Raw genomic sequence first — 21,350 nt, 5'->3', positions numbered from 1 at the left:
CATGGAATTTCCTATTCAGTGGACCATTTTTGGAGTTCATGTGCCTCTCCATCTCTTATTTGAAGTGCTGGCTTTTAGTCTTGGTTACCGCTATTATAGCTATTTACGTAAATACCAAACTGATCCTCTTAGCAACTCACAACGTATCCTGATCATTATAGGTGCAGCTCTGGGCGCATTAATCGGATCACGGGTTTTGGGTGCCATGGAGCGTCCGCTGGATTGGTGGACAGCGGCTGATTTCTGGTTGTATTTATATAAAAATAAAACCGTGGTCGGCGGATTTGTCGGCGGATTGATAGGGGTTGAACTGATGAAAAAGGCTTATGGAATTCGACAGTCTTCTGGGGATTTATTTGTGTTTCCCATAATCCTAGCCCTGATGATAGGTCGCTTGGGTTGTTTTAGTATGGGTGTGGGAGAGGAAACCTACGGGATGGCTTCCAACCTGCCTTGGGCTATGGATTTGGGAGATGGTATCAGAAGGCATCCTGTGGTGTTGTATGAACTCATTTTTTTAGCGTTGCTCTGGATATGTCTCAACTGGATAAGCAGAAGATGGTCGTTACAGTCAGGCAAGTTGTTTCAGTTTTTTATGATCGCCTATGTGGTTTATCGTTTTTTACAAGAATTCATCAAACCTGTTTGGACGTATGATATTATAGGGCTTAGCTCTATCCAATGGGTTTGTCTGGCAGTTTTGGCTTACTATCACAAAACTATTCTATCTTTATTCATCGCTCCACACCAACTGCTACATGACCAGAAATAAGAATTACATTTACTACGATGCCACGACCAGTCTCTGCAATGAGTGTCACCGACCTATAGCTGCCAAAATTATCTTTGAGAAGGAAAATGTATATATCATGAAAACCTGCAAAGACCACGGGTTTCAAAAGGTATTGATCGCTGATGATGTCGAATTCTATAAAAACATCCGCAATTTCAACAAGGCCAGTGAGTATCCGCGTAAACCACATACAACAACTGATTATGGATGCCCGCTAGATTGCGGTATTTGTCCGGATCACGAACAACACAGTTGTCTGACTTTGATCGAAGTCACCGATCGTTGCAATCTAACTTGTCCTACCTGCTATGCGAGTAGCTCGCCAACCCATGGCAGACACCGCAGTTTAGAAGAAATTCGCTCGATGTTTGAAACGGTAGTACTCAGTGAAGGTGAGCCCGATGTAGTCCAGCTCAGTGGTGGGGAGCCGACCATACATCCGCAATTTTTTGAGATCCTGGATTTGGCCAAGACCTATCCCATCAAGCATTTGATGCTTAATACCAATGGTGTGCGAATCGCCAATGACCCTGGATTTGCAGAGCGATTGGCGACATATACGCCTGATTTTGAGATTTATCTTCAGTTTGATTCTTTTGACGCCGCAGTGCTGGAGCGAATGCGAGGTAAGGACTTGCTTGATATTAGGAAAAAAGCATTACAAAAGCTCAATCAGCTGAACCTAAGTACCACACTGGTAGTCACTCTTCAAAAAGGTGAAAATGATCAGGAGATTGGTACAATCCTGGAATACGCGATGCAACAGCCGTGTGTGCGTGGGGTGACTTTTCAGCCTACCAGCATCAGTGGCCGTTTGGAGCATTTTGATCCCGCCATGGATCGCTTGACCAATTCAGAGGTACGCCGATTAATTGTAGAGCAAAGTAATATTTTTACGTATGACGATATCATTCCAGTACCCTGTAATCCCGATGCTTTATTGATGGCTTACGCCCTCAAGGTAGAGGGGGAGGTACAACCGCTCACTAGGTACATCAACCCTGAGGATTTGCTCAACAATTCAAAAAACACCATTGTTTATGAACAAGATGAGCGATTAAAGCAACATATGTTGCAAATGTTTAGCACGGGTATTTCTGTTGATGCGGTGCGGGAAGATGTGCACGAGTTACTGTGCTGTTTACCAGAAATCGTTGCCCCTGATATGGGCTATGATAATATCTTTAGGATCATAGTTATGAACTTTATGGACGCTTATGATTTTGACGTTAGGGCGATCAAGAAATCATGCGTACACATCGCCCAACCCAATGGTACCATCATTCCTTTTGAAACCATGAATCTATTTTATAGAGACGAATTCAAGGAAAAACTCGAACATTTAAAATCACAGTCCCTATGAATTCAAAGAAAGTTTTTGGTATTACCGTAGGAGTTAATCTGCTAGTTTTCTTAATCTATTCGATCATTATTTATTCTGATGGAGGCAATAGTGGACCTTATACGCCAGATTTAGCCGGTATTTTTTTCTTGTCCATTCCCCATTGGATTTTTTGTTTTCTTATGGCTACGGTTTTTGCTTTTATCAATAACGGGAAAAGACTGGCTCAGGGCTTTGGAGTGAGTGGGTTATTGATTCTGATTCTGGGTTTCAGCAGTTGTTTTGGTTGACTCAACCTTAAGATAAATTCATCCGTATTTGTAACTAGCTCCGTTAGCGTTTAGCTTATTTTTTTGATCATCGAACATCCAATCAGTATCTTTAGGTCATGATAAACGACCTATTGCAACTCATACAGACTCGTCGCAGTGTTTTTCCTGCACAATATACCCAAGGAGAGATTTCATCTTCAGATTTACATAAAATACTTGAAAGTGCGAGATGGGCACCTAATCACCGCAAAACTGAACCCTGGCGCTACAAAGTTCTTCAGGGAGAGGCGCTGACCTCGCTTGGTGACTTCATGGAAGAGCAGTTCATGGCTAGCACAGGAAAGCCGACTTCCTATAAAATCAAGAAGCTGAAAACCAACCTTGAAGCAAGTAGTGCTGTATGCTTGATCTTCATGCATCGGGACGAGCAAGAGGCGGTCCCTGAATGGGAAGAAGTGGCGGCCACCGCAATGAGCGTTCAGAACATGTGGCTGACCTGCCATGCGCTGGGACACGGTTGTTATTGGAGCAGCCCCAAATCCTATGCAGATATGTCCCAATATGATCGCATCTCAGTAGACGATCGGGAACGTTTTCTCGGATTTTTCTTTCTAGGCACATTTGATGAAGCACCTGATCATCAACTTCCTGCACGATAGCCATTGGATGAAATTGTGCAATTTGTGAAGTAAGGCAACAGCAGATCAGCCTAATAAATGGATAATCATAAAAATAGGACCTGACGAATAGGATGTTCCTTTTGTAGGTTGAACTTAAGTACCAGCGTGTGGAAATTCAAGTCAGTATAAACATGAACGCTAATCCTAATTGTTGAAATACCTGATCATTCAAAGTTAACAACCAAGTACACGGCTTAACTAAGCATGTCTAGATCAGTCAAATCCATTTATTAATCGTACTTTTGCAAAATATTTAAACACAGTTATTTGAAAAATTTTGAAGCCTTAGGGCTATCACAGCCGTTATTGGACGGCCTTGCTGAAATGGGGTTTGAGAATCCAACAGAGATTCAACAGCAAGCAATTCCCATCCTGCTTAAGCATGATGGAGATTTTATAGGTCTGGCGCAGACCGGTACAGGGAAAACAGCAGCTTTTGGTCTTCCATTGCTCGAACTGATGGATACCAGCTCAAAAGAAACGCAGGCGCTGATACTAGCGCCAACACGCGAACTCGCACAACAAATTTGCCGACAGATTGATTTGATGTCTCAGAAATTGGGAAAACTCAACGTTGTACCTGTTTTTGGAGGAGCAAACATCATGGGCCAAATTAAAGACATCAGAAGAGGAGCGCAAGTTATTGTAGCTACTCCAGGAAGATTGATGGATTTGATGAAGCGGAAGGAAGTAAAACTCGATGCCTTGAAATATCTTATCCTGGATGAGGCAGATGAGATGCTCAATATGGGCTTTCGTGATGATATTGACTATATTCTTTCCAAAACTGACGTAGGCCGAAATATATGGTTGTTCTCTGCCACCATGGCCAAAGAGATCAAAAAGATTGTCGATACTTATATGGTGCAACCCGAAGAGGTGAAAATCAATCGGGAGCATATCGTTAATACAAATATTACTCACGAGTACGTCCAATTGAAGGCCAGGGATAAAACTGAAGCCTTGAGAAGAATGTTGGATTTTGATCAAGATATATTTGGTGTGGTTTTCTGTCGCACCAAACGCGATACACAAAATGTGGCCGACGAGCTCAACAATAATGGTTATTCTACGGAAGCCCTCCATGGTGATATGTCCCAGGCGCAGCGAGATGCGGCTATGAAACGTTTCCGTAATAAAAACCTTACTCTGCTTATCGCTACCGATGTAGCCGCTAGGGGAATTGATGTAGAGGATATTACTCATGTCATTCATTTTGCCCTGCCTGATGATCCAGAATTTTACACCCACCGTTCCGGTCGTACGGCGCGGGCAGGTAAATCCGGTCGATCCATTGCTTTGATCACAAAGGGAGACGTGCGCAAACTGCGTTACATGGAAAACAAATTGGGGATTAAATTTGAAAAAGGAGAGATCCCAGCCCTTGAAGCCATCACGCAAAAACGCATTTCGCGTTGGACCGAAAACCTGAAAAAACAGGAAGTCAATGATAAAATCAGCGATGAATTATTCTATGAAGTCCAGCAGAGTCTAGAGGATCTTACCAAAGATCAGCTCATAGGAAAATTCCTGAGTAGAGAATATAATAAAATTTATCAGCGCAATTCTATTACCGACCTTAACGATCGCTCAAAAATGCGGGAGGAAAAAGGAGGCTTTAATGAAAGAGGCCGCAGGAGTAGAGGACGGGAAGAAGGGATGAAGACTTATTTCATCAACTTGGGCCGTAAAGATGATATGAATAAAGGGTCCTTACTTGGTTTTGTTTGTGATGTCACCGGACTTACTGGAAATGATATAGGGCGAATTGTCCTTGACGGTGCACATTCATTTATGGATGTAAAGGAAGAAGTGGCTCAAAAAATGGACAAACTCAATGGAGCCGAACGCAATGGTCGCGAATTGAGAGCTAATGAGCATCAAGGAGCGGTAAAAGAGAACCGCGAAAGAGGTGGCGGTCGTCATAAGGATAGAAAAGGAGGCTTTAAAGGAAGAAGTAGACACGGTGAAACTTCCGATTCCAAATCAGGATTTAAAGGACGTCCCGCTAAGGATACTCAGGAGAACTCTGGCGGATTTAAAAACCGGAAAACGAAGAACACCGAGTCTGGTCCTAAAGGAGGAAAGAGCAAAAAGGGTAAAAAGAAAGGTAACCAAGCCAAAGGAAGATCCAAATTCTTTGGTTCAAAATGGGACTGATTCTATTATTTTACATCTCAACTAAAAAACCCTTCTTTCAACAGAAGGGTTTTTTTAGGTTTTACTTTTATTACCCACAGAATAAATAGAATTAATCAGATGGGAGAAGGAGTCAAAACAAATTAGATATCCTATAAATTTCTGTGGAAATGTTATTGTACGATCAGTTTTTTGGTAGTACTTAGATCCATGGCGGTCAAACGGATTACATAGGTCCCAGGAGCCAGGTCGTGTATGATATTCGTATCTCTATCCAGGTCTCTTTGCAAGGCCAGTCTTCCCATCATATCATAGATGGCGAGTTGGGTGGGATACAGAATATTTCTTACGAAAAAGTAACTATTAGAGGGATTAGGAGCGACAACAACTGAATTTAATGAATCCCGATCTTCCGAAAGCGTGTAGTTCTGTCCTATTTGATTTCCATAGATATATTCTGCAAGGTCTGGAAGGTCGATAAATGGGTTACGGTTGATTTGCCAGGTATAAATGACATTGTTTCTGTTCATTTCAAAATCGTCTGGTGGATCGTTGCGATGCCATTGGATCAAGGTGGCAAGATCGCCTAACTGTCCAACTGTAGTATTGGGTGGATTTCCATTCACCAGACCTAGGTTATTGTACCTGAGGTCCATATAGAAAAGTGCCCTGGCTACATCGCCTTGCCAACTTCCTTGGGAGCCGCTTGGTCCATTGTATTCGGGATAGTCGCTGTTCCCTCTGGAACTATTTTCAGGACCGTCAACTGCCCTTAGGTGATGAGCGTCACTTTGACCATGCCTCAAGCTATCCGCATTAGTTTCTGTCCAAACCGCAATACCGTCATTCACACGATCGTATTCTATATCAAAGAATCCTCCTCGAGATCGTGAGTAAATATGTTCGCGATTCCATTTCCCCGTATTGTCGCTCGTCGTCTGAAAATCAATGATTCTACGTTCTTGTTCGGTATAGAACAACCATACTTTGTTAGAGTTCAATGGAGAAACATCGGCATCCTTGAGTATTTCGGTGACATCATCATAAGTATGGATACGGACCACATTTTCTTCTGCGATGATTGCTGTGATCGCTTCTTCCAAGGCTGCACCAGATAATCCATTGAGGCTATTGTAGTAATTGGTCGGTGCCGTACTGGCCACGTTTCCGTAGGTAGGAGCGAGTGGGGTTCCATAACCGGCAACCTGAAAATCATTATCGATGACAAAGACTTCCTGATTGTCCTTGATTCGTTTAAATCCAGCGGGAAGGTTGTTTCCTATATTAATACGCATGGTTTCATCACCTTCATCAATCATATCATCTACGATGCTGAAGGAAAGATTCACACTGGTCTGACCTGCGGGAATGGTAAAAGAAGTAGCTCCTGTATAGTCGGCCGTATTGAAATTACCGTTGTTAAGAGAAAAGCCCAAATTAAAATCACTAGAAATGCTTTGGGTCAACGAAAACACAATATTAAAGGTATCTGGTTCATTTAATTCGCTGGTGCTGATCGCAAAATCGACTCCAGTATAGGTTGGAGACATAGCATCGTTAAGTGAATGCGGTGTCGGGGTTTTGGCTTCAAGAGTACCATCTGACTTCCGTTGAAGCGATTCAGTAGTTTTAAGACCATTCTCATTTTCATTCCACTGACTGGAAATATTGAGCAAGTTCATTAAATCGGCGTTGTCTGCATCATCCGTGTCATAAATCACCGCATCTACTAAGTTTACCGTAGTCGCAAAAGTACGATCTGGCCAGTCGGTCGCATTTCCCTGATAAATGGCGATCGCATCGGCCCCATTTTGTAAGGTGTTTTGAGAAAATACTCTGTCTGGAACGGGTACGACGTCATTTCCTCCAATCACATATAGACCGTTGGCATCGGTAACTGCCCCATCCAGGTCCAAGGCAAAGTAGCTGCGTCCCATTCCGGAGGTGCTTGAACTGCTACCGTTAAAAAGAACCATCACATAGCCGTTGAGCGACGTAAATGGCGACGGAGTTTTTAATTCGACAAACTCGGCGGTATCTACACCAGGTGTATCGGCGTCTAGTTCGTTAATGATAACTTGGGATTGTGCTTTCGCGAAAGCGAAAATAACCGCAATAGAAAATAAAAGTATGCGCATTTGAGAGCTTAAATTTTTGCAAAAGTACTGCATTAAAACCGAGGGCAGATGAATAAACTGTTAAGGATTAGCATGTCGTAATTCATGAATTTCGACTATTTATATTTATGAATTCCTTGTCATCATTTGGCTATGAAGTTGGTAAGTTTGGGGATGCATACGCCAACGGATAGCTTCTATTCTAATCTGCCACTACGTTCTGGGCCAATTTATGATGTGATGGCCAGACCTGAATTGTATCATAAAGTTCCAGGTGATTGGTACATCATCGTTACCGATGTGGAAAATTCGACCATTGCCGTTGAACAAGGAAAACAGCAAATGATCCACCTGGCTGCTACTGGCAGTATAGTTGCCTGTCTCAACATCGCCCGTGATGCTGGAATAGATATTCCGTTCTTTTTTGGTGGTGATGGCGCAACTTTACTCGTGCCTGATAGTTTACGATTGGCCTGTCTAAGTGCCTTACAATTACACCAGCAACGATGTAGTTCATCCTTTGGGTTTCATCTGCGTGTAGGAGCAAGAAATGTGGGGGATATAAGGGTGCAAACGGGAGTTTTAGAGCTGCTGAAATTCAAACGCAATAATCTTCATACCATGCCTATTGTTATAGGCGATGCCTTACATATTGCGGAAAAGCAGATCAAAAATAATGATGAAAACAACCTTGATACGGCAGCCATGAACTACAACCTCAACCTTGAAGGCATGGAATGTAAATGGGACAAGATCAGACCTCCTAAAAATCAGAATGAGGTATTGTCTCTAATTATCTATGCCACCTTTGTCTCTCAACAGTTTGAGGTTTATGCTGATGTGCTTCAAAAGATTGAAGAGATTTACGGTGATGATCATAAAAGACATCCAGTGACACCAAAACGTTTGAAAATGGTTCATCGCATCAATCGGATCAAAGACGAGGTGAAAATGAAATACGCTAAGGTTACTGGGTTGGAATTGTCCCGTAGCTGGCTGCGTTCGATCATGGGAAGAATTTACCTCAAAAGCACCCGTAAGGGTCAGGATTATGTACGAGATATGATCCAACTTACGGAAACTTTGCTCATTGATGGGGCGATCAACACCGTGATTACAGGGACGATCAAGCAGCGAGAATCGCTCATTGCCTATCTGGACCAATTGGAGTCCCAAGACCAAATTAAATATGGTTTTTATAGTAGTAAAACCAGCGTGTTATCTTGCTACGTTACGGCCTTAGATGACTATCATATTCACTTTTTAGATGGCGAGGATGGGGGTTATACCCAAGCAGCAAGGGTGCTTAAGAAAAAGTTGCGTTAATGAGTTCACTTGGATTTCTGATCTTTCAGTATTGCCTAAGAGTTGACTCCGAGTCCATTCTACTTTAAGAAAGTCCTCACCCATTTATTGGAAGGCCGTTCAAAGTATTGAAAACTACACCCTGCAATGAGTATGGTGAAGAATAAACAGGTAAGCCCGATAACAATTTCGTTCTCCATAAAATTTAATCGACGGTTGATCGCATGAAAATATCGAAGGACCAGATGATGCCACATATAGAAACCAAAACTAATTTCGCCTAACCAGATGGCTGGTTTCCTACTCAGCAGTTGGGAAATATAACCTCTTTGCAAGGAAAATGTGGCTATGATGACGCACATAGGTATCCAATAATAGATGGAGTGAAGAAAGCTGTCGGGCACGCTTTCGCGAAAGCAAAAAAACAATACCAATAAGGATATCCCTCCCAGCTCTAAGAAGGAGCCTTGCATCGTACTGAAGTTGATACGTTTGATGTAGCGATACAATTCGTAAAGAAATATACCCAAAATAAAATCAAGAATTCGGGATAAGGGGTGCACGTAGAACAAGGAGTTATGCCAACTGGCAGGGATGGTGATCATCAGCACTAACAGTAAGGCCGTAAGAATAAAAAATAGGAAGTACTTCAGTGCTTTAAGTTGACGCCACCACAGCAATAAAAAAGGAAAACATAAATAAAAGAAGAGTTCGCAACTGATGCTCCAAGAAACTCCGTTATAAGAAAAATTATAGTCAATATCTGGAATAAATGCCTGTGTCAAAGTCAAGTTGCTCACACTGATGGCTAACAATTCGGGGCCCCAAACTATGTTGTACAACATAAGGGGAGCCGCGACCAACAAGGTCAATAGATGTAAAGGATATATTCTTGCTATCCTAAGGATATAAAACTTCCGGCGTTCTTGTTTCCTTTCTTGCCATCTGGCAGAATACACATGAGTCAGGATAAATCCACTCAAAATAAAGAAGAACCCGACACCTATATATCCTTGTGAAAAAACTTGTGTATATAATTGTTGCAGTCCTTCATTTTGACTTTCTTCTAGGTAAGCCAAATGAGAAAAAAATACCATCAAGGCAAATACAAACCTCAATGAGGTAAGTGGATGGAGTTGCTTGATTTCCATAGCTAGGCAAATGTAATGCTTAGAAGCTTGTATGTATTAAAATAGTTTTTTTCGCAGGCTATAAATTCCTAATCCGCAACCTATGCACAAGCTGATCAAGCACAGTCCGAAGACATGCTGGCCGTAGAAAAACTTTCCAGTTCCAAAGAGAAGTGCATATATCCCAATGATGCCCAACATAAATCCAAGACTTTTAAATTGGAAATGGTGAAATTTTGAGTGGGTGCCAAAAATACTTTGGTGGAATTTTTCAAGGGTTTCCGTATTGCTGGGCGAAGTGATAAATGTGACAACTAACCAGGCGATACTGGTGACCAACACATTCAAACATATGGCTTCCCAGCCTTTTATTTCACCAAATAATTGATGCTGAAAGCCCAGTCGTTCACTCGAGTTGACAAAAAACAAGAGGGCCATGATGAAGGAGGAAATCATAGCCGTAATTTCTGACCACGGATTGATGCGATACCAGAACCATCTCAAAATAAAGAGCAGTCCAGAGCCAGCACCAATTTGAATAATGAGGTCAAAGGCAAATTTGGCTTCTTCCAATACCAGTGACAATAGGGCTGCGGCCCCCATCATAAATACCATGGAAACACGTCCTATGATCACTTTTTCCTTTTCCGTTGCCTGGGGTTGAAAAAACCTAGCGTAAAAATCATTGACGACATAACTGGACCCCCAATTCAAATGGGTTGATATCGTACTCATAAAAGCCGCGACCAGTGAAGTCACAACCAATCCCAACAAGCCAGCCGGGAGATAGGTGAGCATGGCCGGATAACTCAGGTCATCTTTAATAAAACTTTCATTCAGCTCTGGAAAGGCAGATTGCAATGCTGAGAGGTCTGGGAAAATAACCAGTGAAGCCAGACCGATGATGATCCAGGGCCATGGTCTCAAGGCATAATGAGCTACATTAAAAAATAAAACTGCCCAAGTAGCATGTTTTTCGTTTTTGGCCGCCAGCATACGTTGGGCAATATATCCGCCGCCGCCAGGTTCTGCACCGGGATACCAAGTACTCCACCATTGTACAGCAATGGGAATAATAAAAATACCCATCGCCAGATCTGTATCGGTGAAGTCAGGTAACAAGGCTAATTTATCGGATACATTCGGGTGTGTCATCAGTGAGTTCATCCCTGCAATCTCAGGGAGATCTAATATATACAAGGTCGCCCATACGGATCCCACCATCGCAATAATGAATTGCACAAAGTCCGTCAACAAAACACCTTTAAGACCTCCTAAAAGAGAATAAGCCAGGGTAACGACGGAGGCATAGAATAGGGTGGTACCTGCGCTAAAGCCAAACATCACATGGCCGATTTTGATGGCTGCCAGACAAACAGTGGCCATGATAATAATATTAAAGACAACGCCCAGGTATATGGCCCTGAAGCCTCTGAGAAATGCAGCGCTTTTACCGCTATATCTCATTTCATAAAATTCGAGATCCGTGGTGATGCCACTGCGTCGCCATAGCTTGGCATAAAAGAAGACGGTGAGCATACCAGTGATCAGAAAAGCCCACCAGACCCAGTTCCCGGCTACACCATCTGAACGTACGAGGCCAGCTACAAGATTTGGGGTGTCTGCGGCAAATGTAGTGGCGACCATGGAAACACCCAACAGCCACCATGGCATATTTCTACTTGAAAGAAAAAAAGACGAGCTGTCTTGCGAACTTTTTTTAGACACCAGTATACCTATGGCCAAAGAGATCAAAAAGAAGGTGATGATGATACAAATGTCAATGATTTCCAGCTTCATAGGCAAAAGTTATTAACGATAACGTTTGAATTTCATTAAAAAGCTAAATATAGAAACATTCACTATTTACAATCATAAAACTTTAATAGATTAGCGTGTTTATTATCAAAAAATTAATGAGTAAATCGATTAAAAAGATTGGGGTCATGACCTCTGGGGGCGATTCTCCAGGAATGAATGCAGCCATCAGAGCGGTGGTAAGAACCTGTGCGTTTCATAAAGTAGATTGTATAGGAATCTATAGAGGATATCAGGGATTGATAGAAGGTGATTTTAAGGAGATGAATGCCCGTAGTGTGAACAACATTGTCAACAAGGGAGGTACCATATTGAAAAGTGCCAGATCCCAGGAATTCCGCACTGTAGAGGGTAGAAAAAAGGCACATTCCAATGCCATGGAAGCTGGACTTGATGCTCTTGTAGTCATAGGAGGGGACGGAAGTTTTACAGGTGCCATGATTTTCTCCCAAGAATTTGATTTTCCTGTCATGGGTATTCCAGGCACTATCGATAATGATATTTATGGTACTAGCTCAACTTTGGGATATGATACCGCTTTGAATACAGTAGTCGAGGCCATTGATAAGATCAGGGATACGGCCAGCTCGCACAACCGCTTGTTTTTCGTAGAGGTGATGGGTCGTGATGTCGGTCATATCGCTTTAAATGCGGGAGTAGGAGCAGGTGCAGAAGAGATCTTGATTCCAGAAGAAAATCTAGGTAAGGACCGTTTGCTCGAAAGTTTAAAGCGCTCTCGGGAATCTGGGAAAACGTCTAGTATCGTTGTGGTAGCAGAAGGTGATACCACTGGGGAAAATGTATTTGACCTTAAGGATTATGTAGAGCAAAACCTTCCTGAATATGAGGTACGTGTTTCTGTGTTGGGTCATATGCAGCGTGGCGGTAGCCCATCCTGTTGGGACAGGGTGCTGGCCAGTCGTATGGGGGTCAAAGCAGTTGAGAGCCTCTTAGACGGGAAGTCTAACTATATGGTCGGTATACAAGATTCTAAAATCACGCTCTGTCCGATCGATCAGGCGGTAAAAGGAAAAACCGATATCGATCTTGAATTACTCAGGGTAAGTGATATCATGACTACCTAATTAAAAATGAATTGCCATTGATAGCAATGGTCAACTTGTCCCGAAGACAAATTCAAGGGACCCATAATAACAACTAATTAAATTACAGAAAAATGAGTAAAAAACTAAGATTAGGAATCAATGGATTCGGTCGTATAGGTCGTATTGTGTTTAGAGCGACTCTAAAAAGAGAAAATGTAGAAGTAGTTGCCATCAACGACTTGGTAGATGTAGAGCAATTGGCCTACTTGTTAGAATATGACTCGGTACACGGGAGATATGGTGGAAGCATTGAGATCAAAAACGGAAACTTGGTTATAGATGGTGTAGAAGTGCGCGTAACTTCTGAACGTGATCCCAAAAACCTGAAATGGAATGAGGTAGATGTAGATGTGGTAGCCGACTGTACCGGAATCTTTACAGATCTAGACAATGCACAGGCTCACTTGGATGCCGGTGCCAAAAAAGTAGTGATTTCTGCTCCATCAAAAACAGCTCCTATGTTTGTAATGGGGGTAAATGATAATGAACTGACCGCAGATCACAATATCGTTTCCAATGCCTCTTGTACGACCAACTGTCTTGCACCGATGGCCAAGATTCTGAACGATAATTTTGGGATCCAGGAAGCATTGATGACTACTGTGCACGCTACCACCGCTACTCAACAGACCGTAGATGCACCTAGTAAGAAAAACTATAGATTAGGCCGTAGCGCTATGAATAACATCATACCTACTTCTACTGGTGCTGCCGTAGCCGTAACTAAGGTAATCCCGGAATTGAAAGGTAAACTGACCGGAATGGCTTTTAGGGTGCCTACAGTCGATGTTTCTGTGGTAGACCTTACGGTAAAATTGGAAAAGGAAACCAGTTTGGAGGAGATCAATGCCGCTTTCGCGAAAGCAGCTAAGGGAGACATGAAAGGTGTCGTAGGTTACACCGATGAAGCTGTAGTGTCCCAAGACTTTGTGAGTGATGACCGCACAAGTATATATGATGCCGAAGCTGCCATCCAGTTGAATCCAACTTTCTTTAAGTTGGTCAGCTGGTACGACAACGAATTTGGGTACTCCAATAAGTTGGTTGATCTGGCCGAAAAAGTCAACTCTCTTTAATTCTATACCTAAGATGCTGTCTAAAAAGCCCATCAATGACAATGTTATCAATCTAAGCTTGTCGAAGACGTTTTGAAAATCAAAAAGTTAAAAACTTCGACAGGTTCAGTTTGACATTAAAACGTTGCTTTTTAGACGACCTCTTTTTTATTTTCCCAGCTTAGGAAATTCAATTAAAACACCCATTATGATTCTTATTACGGATAGTGGCTCGACCAAATGTGATTGGATTGCCATCGATAACAACGGTGAGCAGTTATTTAAAGCACGCACTAAAGGCATGAATCCAGCCATACTGAGTGTGGATGAACTCCAAACGCGTATCCTGGAATGTGAGGAATTGGTCAATGCCAAAGATCAGGTTGAAAAACTTTATTTTTATGGAGCGGGTTGTGGTACTGAAAAGCCTCGTACCGCACTAGAAGCCCTGTTGACCGCTTATTTCGACAAAGCTGACGAAGTGGTGGTAAAGGAAGATACCGCCGCCGCTGTGTACGCCGCAGTAGGGGATAAACCAGGTGTTGTTTGTATCTTGGGGACGGGTTCCAATTGTTGTTTTTCAGACGGTAAGGAGATCCATCAAAAAGTGACATCACTGGGATATACCATTATGGATGAGGCCAGTGGCAACTGGTATGGAAAGGAGTTGATCCGAGATTATTATTTCAAGCGTATGCCGGAAATATTAAGGGAGCGATTTGTGGCCAATTACAATCTGGAATCTGATTACATCAAGAACAATCTGTATAAGCAACCCAATCCCAATGCTTTCTTGGCGACCCATGCTGAGTTTATCTTTCAAAACCTGGAAGAACCTTATATAAAAAAGGTGTTGCGCAGAGGCTTGCGTAAATTCTCGCGAAATATGATCCTGCAATTCCATGAAGAGATCAAGCAATATAAAGTCCATTTTGTCGGAAGTATCGCTTACTTTGCCGAGCGCCGTATCAAACAAGTAGCTGATGAGTACGATTATGAAGTCGGAAACATCGTCAGAAGACCTATTGAAGGGGTCGTGGCCTACCACATCAAAAAACTCAAGGCTTCTTGATTGGAGTTAATTTGAACTAATAATAAAAGCCGTCTATTGATTTAGACGGCTTTTTTAGTGATAGATTCAAAAGAATTTGATGTATTCTATTTCCAGTCTAAAAGGGCCAGTAATACGTTCGGCTACATAGAAATTATAACGCAGTATATTATCTAATACCGATAAATCAACTGGTTTATCCTGAATTTCGCCAAAAATAGAGTGTTGAAAATCTGCGATAGGAAAATGTACAGTGGTCCATTCATTGGGCAATGTACGGATCAAGAATCCTATTTTTTCATGTTGCCAACCTTCATTGTACTCCATTTCAAAGGCATACGGACGACCATCTGTCTTTAACTTGATTTCGATCGAAGTGTATTTACTCAAATCCTGAATGACCTTATTGGAACGTAGGCAACTCCATGCGCTATTGTTGATATGTCTGATCTCGCCACTATAGGTGGTATGATTTTCATGTTGCTCCACAATGCTTGTGGATCTTCCACCAGTGACCTTATCATCAAAGGGCAGCCACTGATAGCGCAGTTCCTGCCTCCCGAACTTGATCTCTTCAGGGGTAATCTTAATGGTTTTACTAAGCATAATTTAGGGATTTTTGCTTTCGTTTAAATTAAGGGAAATTCCCTTTATAAATAAAGGAATAACAATAATAATGGACAATCGCCCACTTAAACAAGGCAAACGACATATCTAATCCATGTATTGTTCACAGGACATTCAACTATTTTGTTAAAAACTTTGTATTTTAATATCCAGTACATTGTTTACTGGATCTTTGAAATAATAAAGGGAGTAATCAGTAGAGGGTACCTTAAATTCTCCAATAAATTCAATATCCTTGATTTTTCTGAAATCTACATTATTCACCTTCCATTGCGGATAGCCTCCCAAAACAAACTGATAGTCCAGGTCAGCGATCGTTTTTTTTGCTCTGCGGTAAAGCGTCCAAGGATGATTAGGCTGTAAGCTGACAATCTCGCGATGAATTTCTGGGAAACGATGGATGATTTCCTCCCAAATAGGTAAACTGTTCACGCTTTTTTGTTCCCAATCTTTGGATATCGTAGCTGAAAGGTCATCAATTTGAGGAACCAACCTAGAAAAATTTTCATATTGACGAGGGGTGATTTTTTCAGGTTTTGCAAAAAAGTCCCAAGTTGTTGAATTATGCTTAAATCGACCCCAATAGGGCAAAGCATTTCCCTTTGGGTCTGTTGGTAATTCCGCTGTTGCTTTCAGAGCAATGGAGGCGGGTGTTTCAGCTATCGGCGTGAAAGCGGTCGCCTGAAGGACACAAGGTTCTAACAGCTTTTTTACCTCATTTATTTGTCCAGCAGTGATATTTGAGTGCTCCTTTCTGGATTCCATGAGGTTTTCATAATAACGCATAGGTTTGCCGAAAACCCTTTCCAAAAATTTGAACATCAACTGAACTTTCTTTAAAAATAAAAAATGCACCGATCAATTTCGGTGCATTTTGTAAAAGTTTAATGAAAAGGATATGGGTGTTGGGAGACAAATAGCAAGTCAATGTCAAGCTTTCACTTGAAAATAAAATTCACCTCTCACTTTGTGTCAATCCTTGCTATCCTCTTCAGTAGGCTTGTTATCTTCCTCTTCAGCTTGGGCTTCATTTTCTTCTCTCTCTAACTGTCGTTGAAGAATATTGAGTTGCTTTTGTTTTTCCTTAATGACCTCCAATTCTTTGTTTAGCTCCTCAATGTTTTTACGTTGGGCCACTAATAAAGGATTCTTGTCATCCTTTGCGTTAAAGAATTGTAGGTTGTTTTCCAATTGCAATGCTTCCTTCTGAATTTCATCTCTGCGTTTGGAAAGGTAGAAACGCTCATTTTTAAAGTCTCTTTCGCTACCATTTTCCAGGCTGGATAGTTTATTTTGATATTTCATCATTTCGGCATCAACAGCGTTCATACCCGCCGCTTTAAGTTTTGCCTTCAATAACTTTTCAAATTTATCCTGGATATGTCTCTTGCTATAAGGAACGCGACCTATCGCCGCCCATTCTTCCATGTGCTTTTGGATATCGGCCTGCATAGCTTTTTTATCATCTTGTGGCAGCATTTCCTTTAAAGCGTCATATACTTTTATTTTGGCTTCGTAATTGGCCAACTCTTCCTTACTATCCTCTTTCTTTTTGGCGTTTTTCTTGTCAAAAAAGGCATTACATGCTTTTTGGAATCTCTTCCAGATTTTATCACTGTCTTTGCGAGGGACATGACCTATCTTTTTCCAATCGGCCTGAATACGCTTCATGATTTCAAGACCTTCTGCAAAGTTCTCGTTATCCTGATGTTCTTCGGCGATTTCAATCAGTTTCATCTTTTTTTCAAGATTCTCTTGTTGCTCGCGTTTTAAATCTTTGTAATAATTGTTCTTGGCTTTATTAAAGGCTCTCGTACCGGCCCTGAACTTATTCCACAGATCGTTATTAACTGCCTTTGGTGCAGGTCCTGTCGTGGTAAAGAGTTCGCGCAGTACCTTCATCTCTTGCAATCTTTCTTGCCATTCCCTGTGATTTTTAGCTCCTTCTTGGGTGATTTTGGCTATTTCGGCAATGATATTTTCTTTGACCACCTGATTTTTGGCCGCCAGTTTATCACGCTCCTCATAATAGGCTTGTCGTTTGTCGTGAATAACTTTGGTGGCAGCGCTGAATTCATCCCAGATAGGATCACGTAATTCCTTGGCAACAGGCCCTGAGTCTTCTTTCCACATCCGGTGAAGCTCTTGTAACTCACGTAAAGCTTTGTGAATGTTTTCTTCTTGACCCAATTCTTCGGCCCTGGCAATTATCTTTTTACGGAACTCGAGATTGCGTTCAAAATCCTTGTCCCTTAATTCCTTGCTCAGGTCAATATAGTCATAGAAATTTTGTACAGCCAGTCGGTAGTCTTCCCAAGTGATATTATAGGCATCATGAGGAATATTTCCGGTAGCTTTCCATTCATCTTGTAAAGCATGAAACTTCTTGAAGGTAGTACCAATATTCTCTTCTTCATCGATCAGCTGTTTGATACCTTCGATGATTTCGCGACGCTTTTCAAGATTCTTCTCCTGTTGTTTGCGACGATCACGTTGAAATTGACCTTTTTGTTTGCGGTATAAGGCATGAAGATCGTTAAATTCTGATGCCAGCGGGTTGTTATAGTCAAATTCGGGAGCCAATGGATCATCACTCGGCGGATTCTCCTCCTGAAATTTTTCCTGGGCTTCTTTTTTGTTTTCAGCATCAGCAGCTTCAAAAGCTTTCTTGATATCTTCGGCCTGACTGCGGAAACTATTGATCGGATACTCTTGCATCAAATGCCTCAATTCTTTAATCAATTCGGGCATGTCCATCGCATCGTAATCTTTTTCAGGGATTTCATTGGCGCTGGTGTCATTCGGATCCTCATCTTCATCCTCGTCCTCATCCAGGTCAACAATGGTATCTTCAGATTGTTCAACCGTAGTTTTCTCCTCTACGATCGCATCCTCGTGTGTTGTGGATTCATCTTCCTTTCTCCCGGCCGGTTTATTAGTTCCTTCCCGTAGCGCATCTTCATCCTTTCCATCAACAGCAACGGTCTCCATACCTGTTTCAGGGTTTTTGGGTAGTGATTCTTCTACCATGGCATTTTCCAAGGTGTCTTTTGTTCCGTCTGCATCCTGCAGGTTGTCCTTCTGTTCCATATCAATCATTTCTAATGGGATGGCAAGATAAAGAGATTCGGCAGGAAGTACAATCTATCGGGCATTTAGTTGTTCCAAAGTTCCCAGGCTTTTTCTGCTTGATGCACAAGCATTTGGTATCCATTGGTCACTTGGGCACCATGTCGCTGTCCCAATTTCATGAACATGGTTTGGGCTGGATTGTACACGAGATCGTATAACAGATGGGATTCATTTAAACATTCATAAGGGATTTCTGGACGTAAATGTACCTCTGGCGTCACACCAAGCGGCGTTGTGTTAACGATCAATCCTACACTCTGCATTACCTCCTTGTTTAAAGCGGTGTAACTTATAATGTATTCATCCTGCGGATTCCTGCTCACAAAAAGGTAGGGTATCTGTAAGGCTTCTAGGGTATAGGCAATTGCTTTAGAGGCTCCTCCTGTTCCCAGAATGAGTGCATTTTTCTGAATAGGAGGTAAATTTTCTAGGCTTTTGGCAAAACCATAGCAATCCGTGTTGTGTCCGGTCCAGATATTATCCTCGATGACCACTGTATTGATGGCACCGATGGCTTTGGCTTCCTCGCTGATATGATCGACCACCTTCAACATGTCCTCTTTGTAGGGAATAGTAACGTTGAGCCCTCTGATAATTTCAGACTTTCCGTTTGTTGTACGGGTTTGAGGGTCGTAGGTCACGCTTTCGCGAAAGCGGCTTAACAAATATTCTCGATCCATTTCAAAATTGCGGTACTCATGGTCAGTCAGCTTAAGTTTTTCAAATTTCTCTGAGAAGTAGGCTCGCGAAAAACTATAGTCCAAACGCTTGCCTACCAGACCGAATATACTAGACGGGATTTGCTTTGTTTCCATAACGATCTAAAATATATACACTGGCAAAACCTATGGTAATCATGACCACGGCTATCCAAGTGTGGGTATCTGTAATTTCTGGCCAGTAACGGCTGTAATTTTCAAGAATAGGAGCTCCTGAGGCATCCACGCTGATACTTCCATCCAGTGTTTTTTTAAAAACCTCCTTTTTCCAGGGCCAAACTACACCCAACGAACCGGTTATAAAACCTATAATGACGGCATTGGTCTCATTGCGATAATGTTTGATGGTCCAGCCCAACAAGTGTGATAAACTGATCAGACCTGTTATTGATCCCAGCACAAAAACGATGAGAATAAGCAACATATCCATATTCGCTGTATCATTCCACCAGGAAAAATCACCTTGTACAATCCATACCATGGTATCAAAAAAAGCATTAATGCTATCTACCATTAAAAGCACGTAATTGCCTAAAAGAATCAATATAAAACTTCCACTTAATCCTGGTAAGGTCATACCTGAGATACTGACCATCCCGCAAAAAAACACAAACATCAAGTTTTCATTTTGCGTCGCAGGGTCGAGTAGGGAAGTGCCTACACCTACCAACACGCCTGTAACCAGCAAAAATAAATTGCGCCTGGTCCATTCCCCATAACTACGGGAGATATAGTAGATCGATCCCAGGATCATCCCAAAGAACAAGGCCCAAACAAGGATGGGATAAAACCTGATTAGTACATCAAAGCCTATGCTGACGGTAAAATAACTCAATGTTTCTCCCAAGATTAACAGGGACAAAAAACGCCCGTTGATATATTCAAAAAACACCCTGAATCTACCGTTGACCAGAAGTTTGAGCGCCTTGAGGTTGAGCTTTTGTAAGGAGTAGATGAATTCTTCGTAAAATCCAGCTACATAAGCCACCACGCCACCGCTAATTCCAGGAACCTTATTTGCGGTACCCATAGCGATTCCCTTAAGAACGAGAAAGAATTTGTCGCTGAATGTTCTGGTGGCTTGACGCAATTATGATTGTTTTTTACTGGCCCATTTTTCTAACATAAGTATAAGTAAAAAACCGCTGATTGATAGCAGGACGACCCATAAAATTTGAGGGTCTCCATCAAAATCCGATGCCAGGATACTGCGTTCCAAAAATGGTATTTCTTCACCGTGACTATTGGTGCGATATACCAACACTTCTTTCCAAGGCCACAGCTTATTTAACGAACCTATCATAAACCCGGTAAGCAAACCCAGGGTCACATTTTTGTAATGCTCAAACAACCAGGTAAGTATTCGCGAAAACACTTTAAGCCCTACCACACATCCCACGGCAAATAACAGGATCGTTCCCAGAGATTCCCAAGCCTTATTCCAATCGCCAGCAGCCACCGCTTCTACCAGTCCGCTTACGGCGCCCAGAACGCTTTCATAACTACCCAACAGCAATAGCAAAAATGCACCAGAGACACCAGGTAATATCATGGCAATGATGGCAATAAAACCAGAAAAGATGATGTACCACCAGCTGTCAGGACTTCCCAGAGGCTCTGCGATTGTAATGTAATAGGAAGCAATAGAGCCGATAAGTATGGCAATGATGACCAAATAATTCCATCGCGTAATTTGTTTGCCTATATACCAAACACTGGCCAGTACCAACCCAAAAAAGAAAGCCCAAAGCAGTACGGGTGCTGTCTGCAACAAGTACGTAATCAATTTGGATAAACTGAGTATGCTTATCAGAATACCTGATGCCAATGAGAGCAGGAAGCTAAGGTTATATTTTACAAACGTATTTTTTACGCCTAATTTGAAAAAATCCCGCAGCACTTCTGGACCTAATCCATCAATGGCTTTGATCAATTCTTCATAAATACCCGTGATAAATGCAATCGTTCCGCCAGAAACTCCCGGTACAACATCGGCTGCACCCATAAGAATTCCTTTGAAACAAATATTGAGATACTTTTTGAGCGCCATAATTCAGTCGTTGA

General features: G+C 42.0%; 18 protein-coding genes. 9 read left to right on the top strand and 9 right to left on the bottom strand.

What is annotated here, in order from left to right; translation table 11 throughout:
* Window position 1 precedes the first annotated feature (1 nt).
* From EGM47_RS09625 to EGM47_RS09605, 5 genes are all read left to right on the top strand, one after another.
* Complete coding sequence (locus EGM47_RS09625) at window positions 2-772, top strand: prolipoprotein diacylglyceryl transferase (protein ID WP_124980598.1); 771 nt, start codon at window positions 2-4, stop codon at window positions 770-772.
* Complete coding sequence (locus EGM47_RS09620; RefSeq protein WP_124980597.1) at window positions 759-2,156, top strand: radical SAM protein; 1,398 nt, start codon at window positions 759-761, stop codon at window positions 2,154-2,156. Before EGM47_RS09625 ends, EGM47_RS09620 begins: the two co-directional genes overlap by 14 nt.
* Complete coding sequence (locus EGM47_RS09615; protein ID WP_124980596.1) at window positions 2,153-2,425, top strand: hypothetical protein; 273 nt, start codon at window positions 2,153-2,155, stop codon at window positions 2,423-2,425. The genes EGM47_RS09620 and EGM47_RS09615 overlap by 4 nt, the downstream gene beginning before the upstream one ends.
* A 98-nt stretch (window positions 2,426-2,523) precedes the next feature.
* The gene (locus tag EGM47_RS09610; RefSeq protein WP_124980595.1) at window positions 2,524-3,066 is read left to right on the top strand and encodes a nitroreductase family protein; all 543 of its coding nucleotides are present in this window, start codon (window positions 2,524-2,526) and stop codon (window positions 3,064-3,066) included.
* A gap of 288 nt (window positions 3,067-3,354) precedes the next feature.
* The gene (locus tag EGM47_RS09605; protein WP_124980594.1) at window positions 3,355-5,247 is read left to right on the top strand and encodes a DEAD/DEAH box helicase; all 1,893 of its coding nucleotides are present in this window, start codon (window positions 3,355-3,357) and stop codon (window positions 5,245-5,247) included.
* 152 nt (window positions 5,248-5,399) lie between these two features.
* Here the strand turns inward: EGM47_RS09605 and EGM47_RS09600 are convergent, their stop codons facing one another.
* Entirely contained in the window at window positions 5,400-7,364 is a 1,965-nt protein-coding gene (locus EGM47_RS09600; RefSeq protein WP_124980593.1) for an endonuclease, read from the bottom strand.
* A 132-nt stretch (window positions 7,365-7,496) separates the two neighbouring features.
* On the opposite strand from EGM47_RS09600, the gene EGM47_RS09595 reads away from it, so the two are divergent.
* A complete protein-coding gene (locus EGM47_RS09595; protein WP_240642381.1) occupies window positions 7,497-8,669 on the top strand; it encodes a DUF3095 family protein in 1,173 nt (390 codons plus the stop codon).
* 59 nt (window positions 8,670-8,728) lie between these two features.
* On the opposite strand, the gene EGM47_RS09590 is transcribed toward EGM47_RS09595, so the two are convergent.
* Window positions 8,729-9,799: an acyltransferase family protein gene (locus EGM47_RS09590; RefSeq protein WP_124980592.1), complete on the bottom strand. Its 1,071-nt coding sequence runs from the start codon at window positions 9,797-9,799 to the stop codon at window positions 8,729-8,731.
* A 36-nt stretch (window positions 9,800-9,835) separates the two neighbouring features.
* Entirely contained in the window at window positions 9,836-11,578 is a 1,743-nt protein-coding gene (locus tag EGM47_RS09585; protein WP_124980591.1) for a sodium:solute symporter family protein, read from the bottom strand.
* 116 nt (window positions 11,579-11,694) lie between these two features.
* Between EGM47_RS09585 and pfkA the strand changes: the two genes are divergently transcribed.
* The 3 genes from pfkA (at window position 11,695) to EGM47_RS09570 (ending at window position 14,829) form a co-directional block, all read left to right on the top strand.
* The gene (gene pfkA / locus EGM47_RS09580; RefSeq protein ID WP_124980590.1) at window positions 11,695-12,681 is read left to right on the top strand and encodes a 6-phosphofructokinase; all 987 of its coding nucleotides are present in this window, start codon (window positions 11,695-11,697) and stop codon (window positions 12,679-12,681) included.
* 92 nt (window positions 12,682-12,773) lie between these two features.
* Window positions 12,774-13,778: a type I glyceraldehyde-3-phosphate dehydrogenase gene (gene gap / locus EGM47_RS09575; protein WP_124980589.1), complete on the top strand. Its 1,005-nt coding sequence runs from the start codon at window positions 12,774-12,776 to the stop codon at window positions 13,776-13,778.
* 187 nt (window positions 13,779-13,965) lie between these two features.
* Complete coding sequence (locus EGM47_RS09570; protein ID WP_124980588.1) at window positions 13,966-14,829, top strand: BadF/BadG/BcrA/BcrD ATPase family protein; 864 nt, start codon at window positions 13,966-13,968, stop codon at window positions 14,827-14,829.
* Between the two features lie 66 nt (window positions 14,830-14,895).
* On the opposite strand, the gene EGM47_RS09565 is transcribed toward EGM47_RS09570, so the two are convergent.
* The 6 genes from EGM47_RS09565 to EGM47_RS09540 form a co-directional block, all read right to left on the bottom strand.
* A complete protein-coding gene (locus EGM47_RS09565; protein WP_124980587.1) occupies window positions 14,896-15,414 on the bottom strand; it encodes a CIA30 family protein in 519 nt (172 codons plus the stop codon).
* A gap of 147 nt (window positions 15,415-15,561) precedes the next feature.
* Window positions 15,562-16,257, bottom strand: coding sequence for a hypothetical protein (locus tag EGM47_RS09560; RefSeq protein WP_164510854.1), 696 nt, complete (start codon window positions 16,255-16,257; stop codon window positions 15,562-15,564).
* Between the two features lie 150 nt (window positions 16,258-16,407).
* A complete protein-coding gene (locus EGM47_RS09555; RefSeq protein ID WP_124980585.1) occupies window positions 16,408-18,525 on the bottom strand; it encodes a DUF349 domain-containing protein in 2,118 nt (705 codons plus the stop codon).
* Between the two features lie 65 nt (window positions 18,526-18,590).
* Window positions 18,591-19,382 carry a shikimate dehydrogenase family protein gene (locus EGM47_RS09550; protein ID WP_124980584.1) on the bottom strand — a complete coding sequence of 264 codons (792 nt, stop codon included), beginning with the start codon at window positions 19,380-19,382 and terminating at the stop codon, window positions 18,591-18,593.
* A complete protein-coding gene (locus EGM47_RS09545; protein ID WP_124980583.1) occupies window positions 19,357-20,376 on the bottom strand; it encodes a DUF368 domain-containing protein in 1,020 nt (339 codons plus the stop codon). Before EGM47_RS09545 ends, EGM47_RS09550 begins: the two co-directional genes overlap by 26 nt.
* A complete protein-coding gene (locus tag EGM47_RS09540) occupies window positions 20,377-21,336 on the bottom strand; it encodes a DUF368 domain-containing protein (protein ID WP_124980582.1) in 960 nt (319 codons plus the stop codon).
* Window positions 21,337-21,350: the final 14 nt, after the last annotated feature.

Source organism: Nonlabens xiamenensis, from assembly GCF_003865345.1.
Classification (GTDB): Bacteria; Bacteroidota; Bacteroidia; order Flavobacteriales; family Flavobacteriaceae; genus Nonlabens; species Nonlabens xiamenensis.
Note: the sequence above shows the minus strand (reverse complement) of the source record. Positions and strands in the feature narration are given on the sequence as shown.

Excerpts from the sequence above, each read along its gene's own strand:
- EGM47_RS09560 (WP_164510854.1), bottom strand. The coding sequence starts at position 16,257 with ATGTTCAAATTTTTGGAAAGGGTTTTCGGCAAACCTATGCGTTATTAT.
- EGM47_RS09570 (WP_124980588.1), top strand. The coding sequence starts at position 13,966 with ATGATTCTTATTACGGATAGTGGCTCGACCAAATGTGATTGGATTGCC.
- EGM47_RS09610 (WP_124980595.1), top strand. The coding sequence starts at position 2,524 with ATGATAAACGACCTATTGCAACTCATACAGACTCGTCGCAGTGTTTTT.
- EGM47_RS09555 (WP_124980585.1), bottom strand. The coding sequence starts at position 18,525 with ATGGAACAGAAGGACAACCTGCAGGATGCAGACGGAACAAAAGACACC.
- EGM47_RS09595 (WP_240642381.1), top strand. The coding sequence starts at position 7,497 with ATGAAGTTGGTAAGTTTGGGGATGCATACGCCAACGGATAGCTTCTAT.
- EGM47_RS09585 (WP_124980591.1), bottom strand. The coding sequence starts at position 11,578 with ATGAAGCTGGAAATCATTGACATTTGTATCATCATCACCTTCTTTTTG.
- EGM47_RS09565 (WP_124980587.1), bottom strand. The coding sequence starts at position 15,414 with ATGCTTAGTAAAACCATTAAGATTACCCCTGAAGAGATCAAGTTCGGG.
- EGM47_RS09540 (WP_124980582.1), bottom strand. The coding sequence starts at position 21,336 with ATGGCGCTCAAAAAGTATCTCAATATTTGTTTCAAAGGAATTCTTATG.
- EGM47_RS09620 (WP_124980597.1), top strand. The coding sequence starts at position 759 with ATGACCAGAAATAAGAATTACATTTACTACGATGCCACGACCAGTCTC.
- gap (WP_124980589.1), top strand. The coding sequence starts at position 12,774 with ATGAGTAAAAAACTAAGATTAGGAATCAATGGATTCGGTCGTATAGGT.
- EGM47_RS09590 (WP_124980592.1), bottom strand. The coding sequence starts at position 9,799 with ATGGAAATCAAGCAACTCCATCCACTTACCTCATTGAGGTTTGTATTT.
- EGM47_RS09625 (WP_124980598.1), top strand. The coding sequence starts at position 2 with ATGGAATTTCCTATTCAGTGGACCATTTTTGGAGTTCATGTGCCTCTC.
- pfkA (WP_124980590.1), top strand. The coding sequence starts at position 11,695 with ATGAGTAAATCGATTAAAAAGATTGGGGTCATGACCTCTGGGGGCGAT.
- EGM47_RS09600 (WP_124980593.1), bottom strand. The coding sequence starts at position 7,364 with ATGCGCATACTTTTATTTTCTATTGCGGTTATTTTCGCTTTCGCGAAA.
- EGM47_RS09615 (WP_124980596.1), top strand. The coding sequence starts at position 2,153 with ATGAATTCAAAGAAAGTTTTTGGTATTACCGTAGGAGTTAATCTGCTA.
- EGM47_RS09550 (WP_124980584.1), bottom strand. The coding sequence starts at position 19,382 with ATGGAAACAAAGCAAATCCCGTCTAGTATATTCGGTCTGGTAGGCAAG.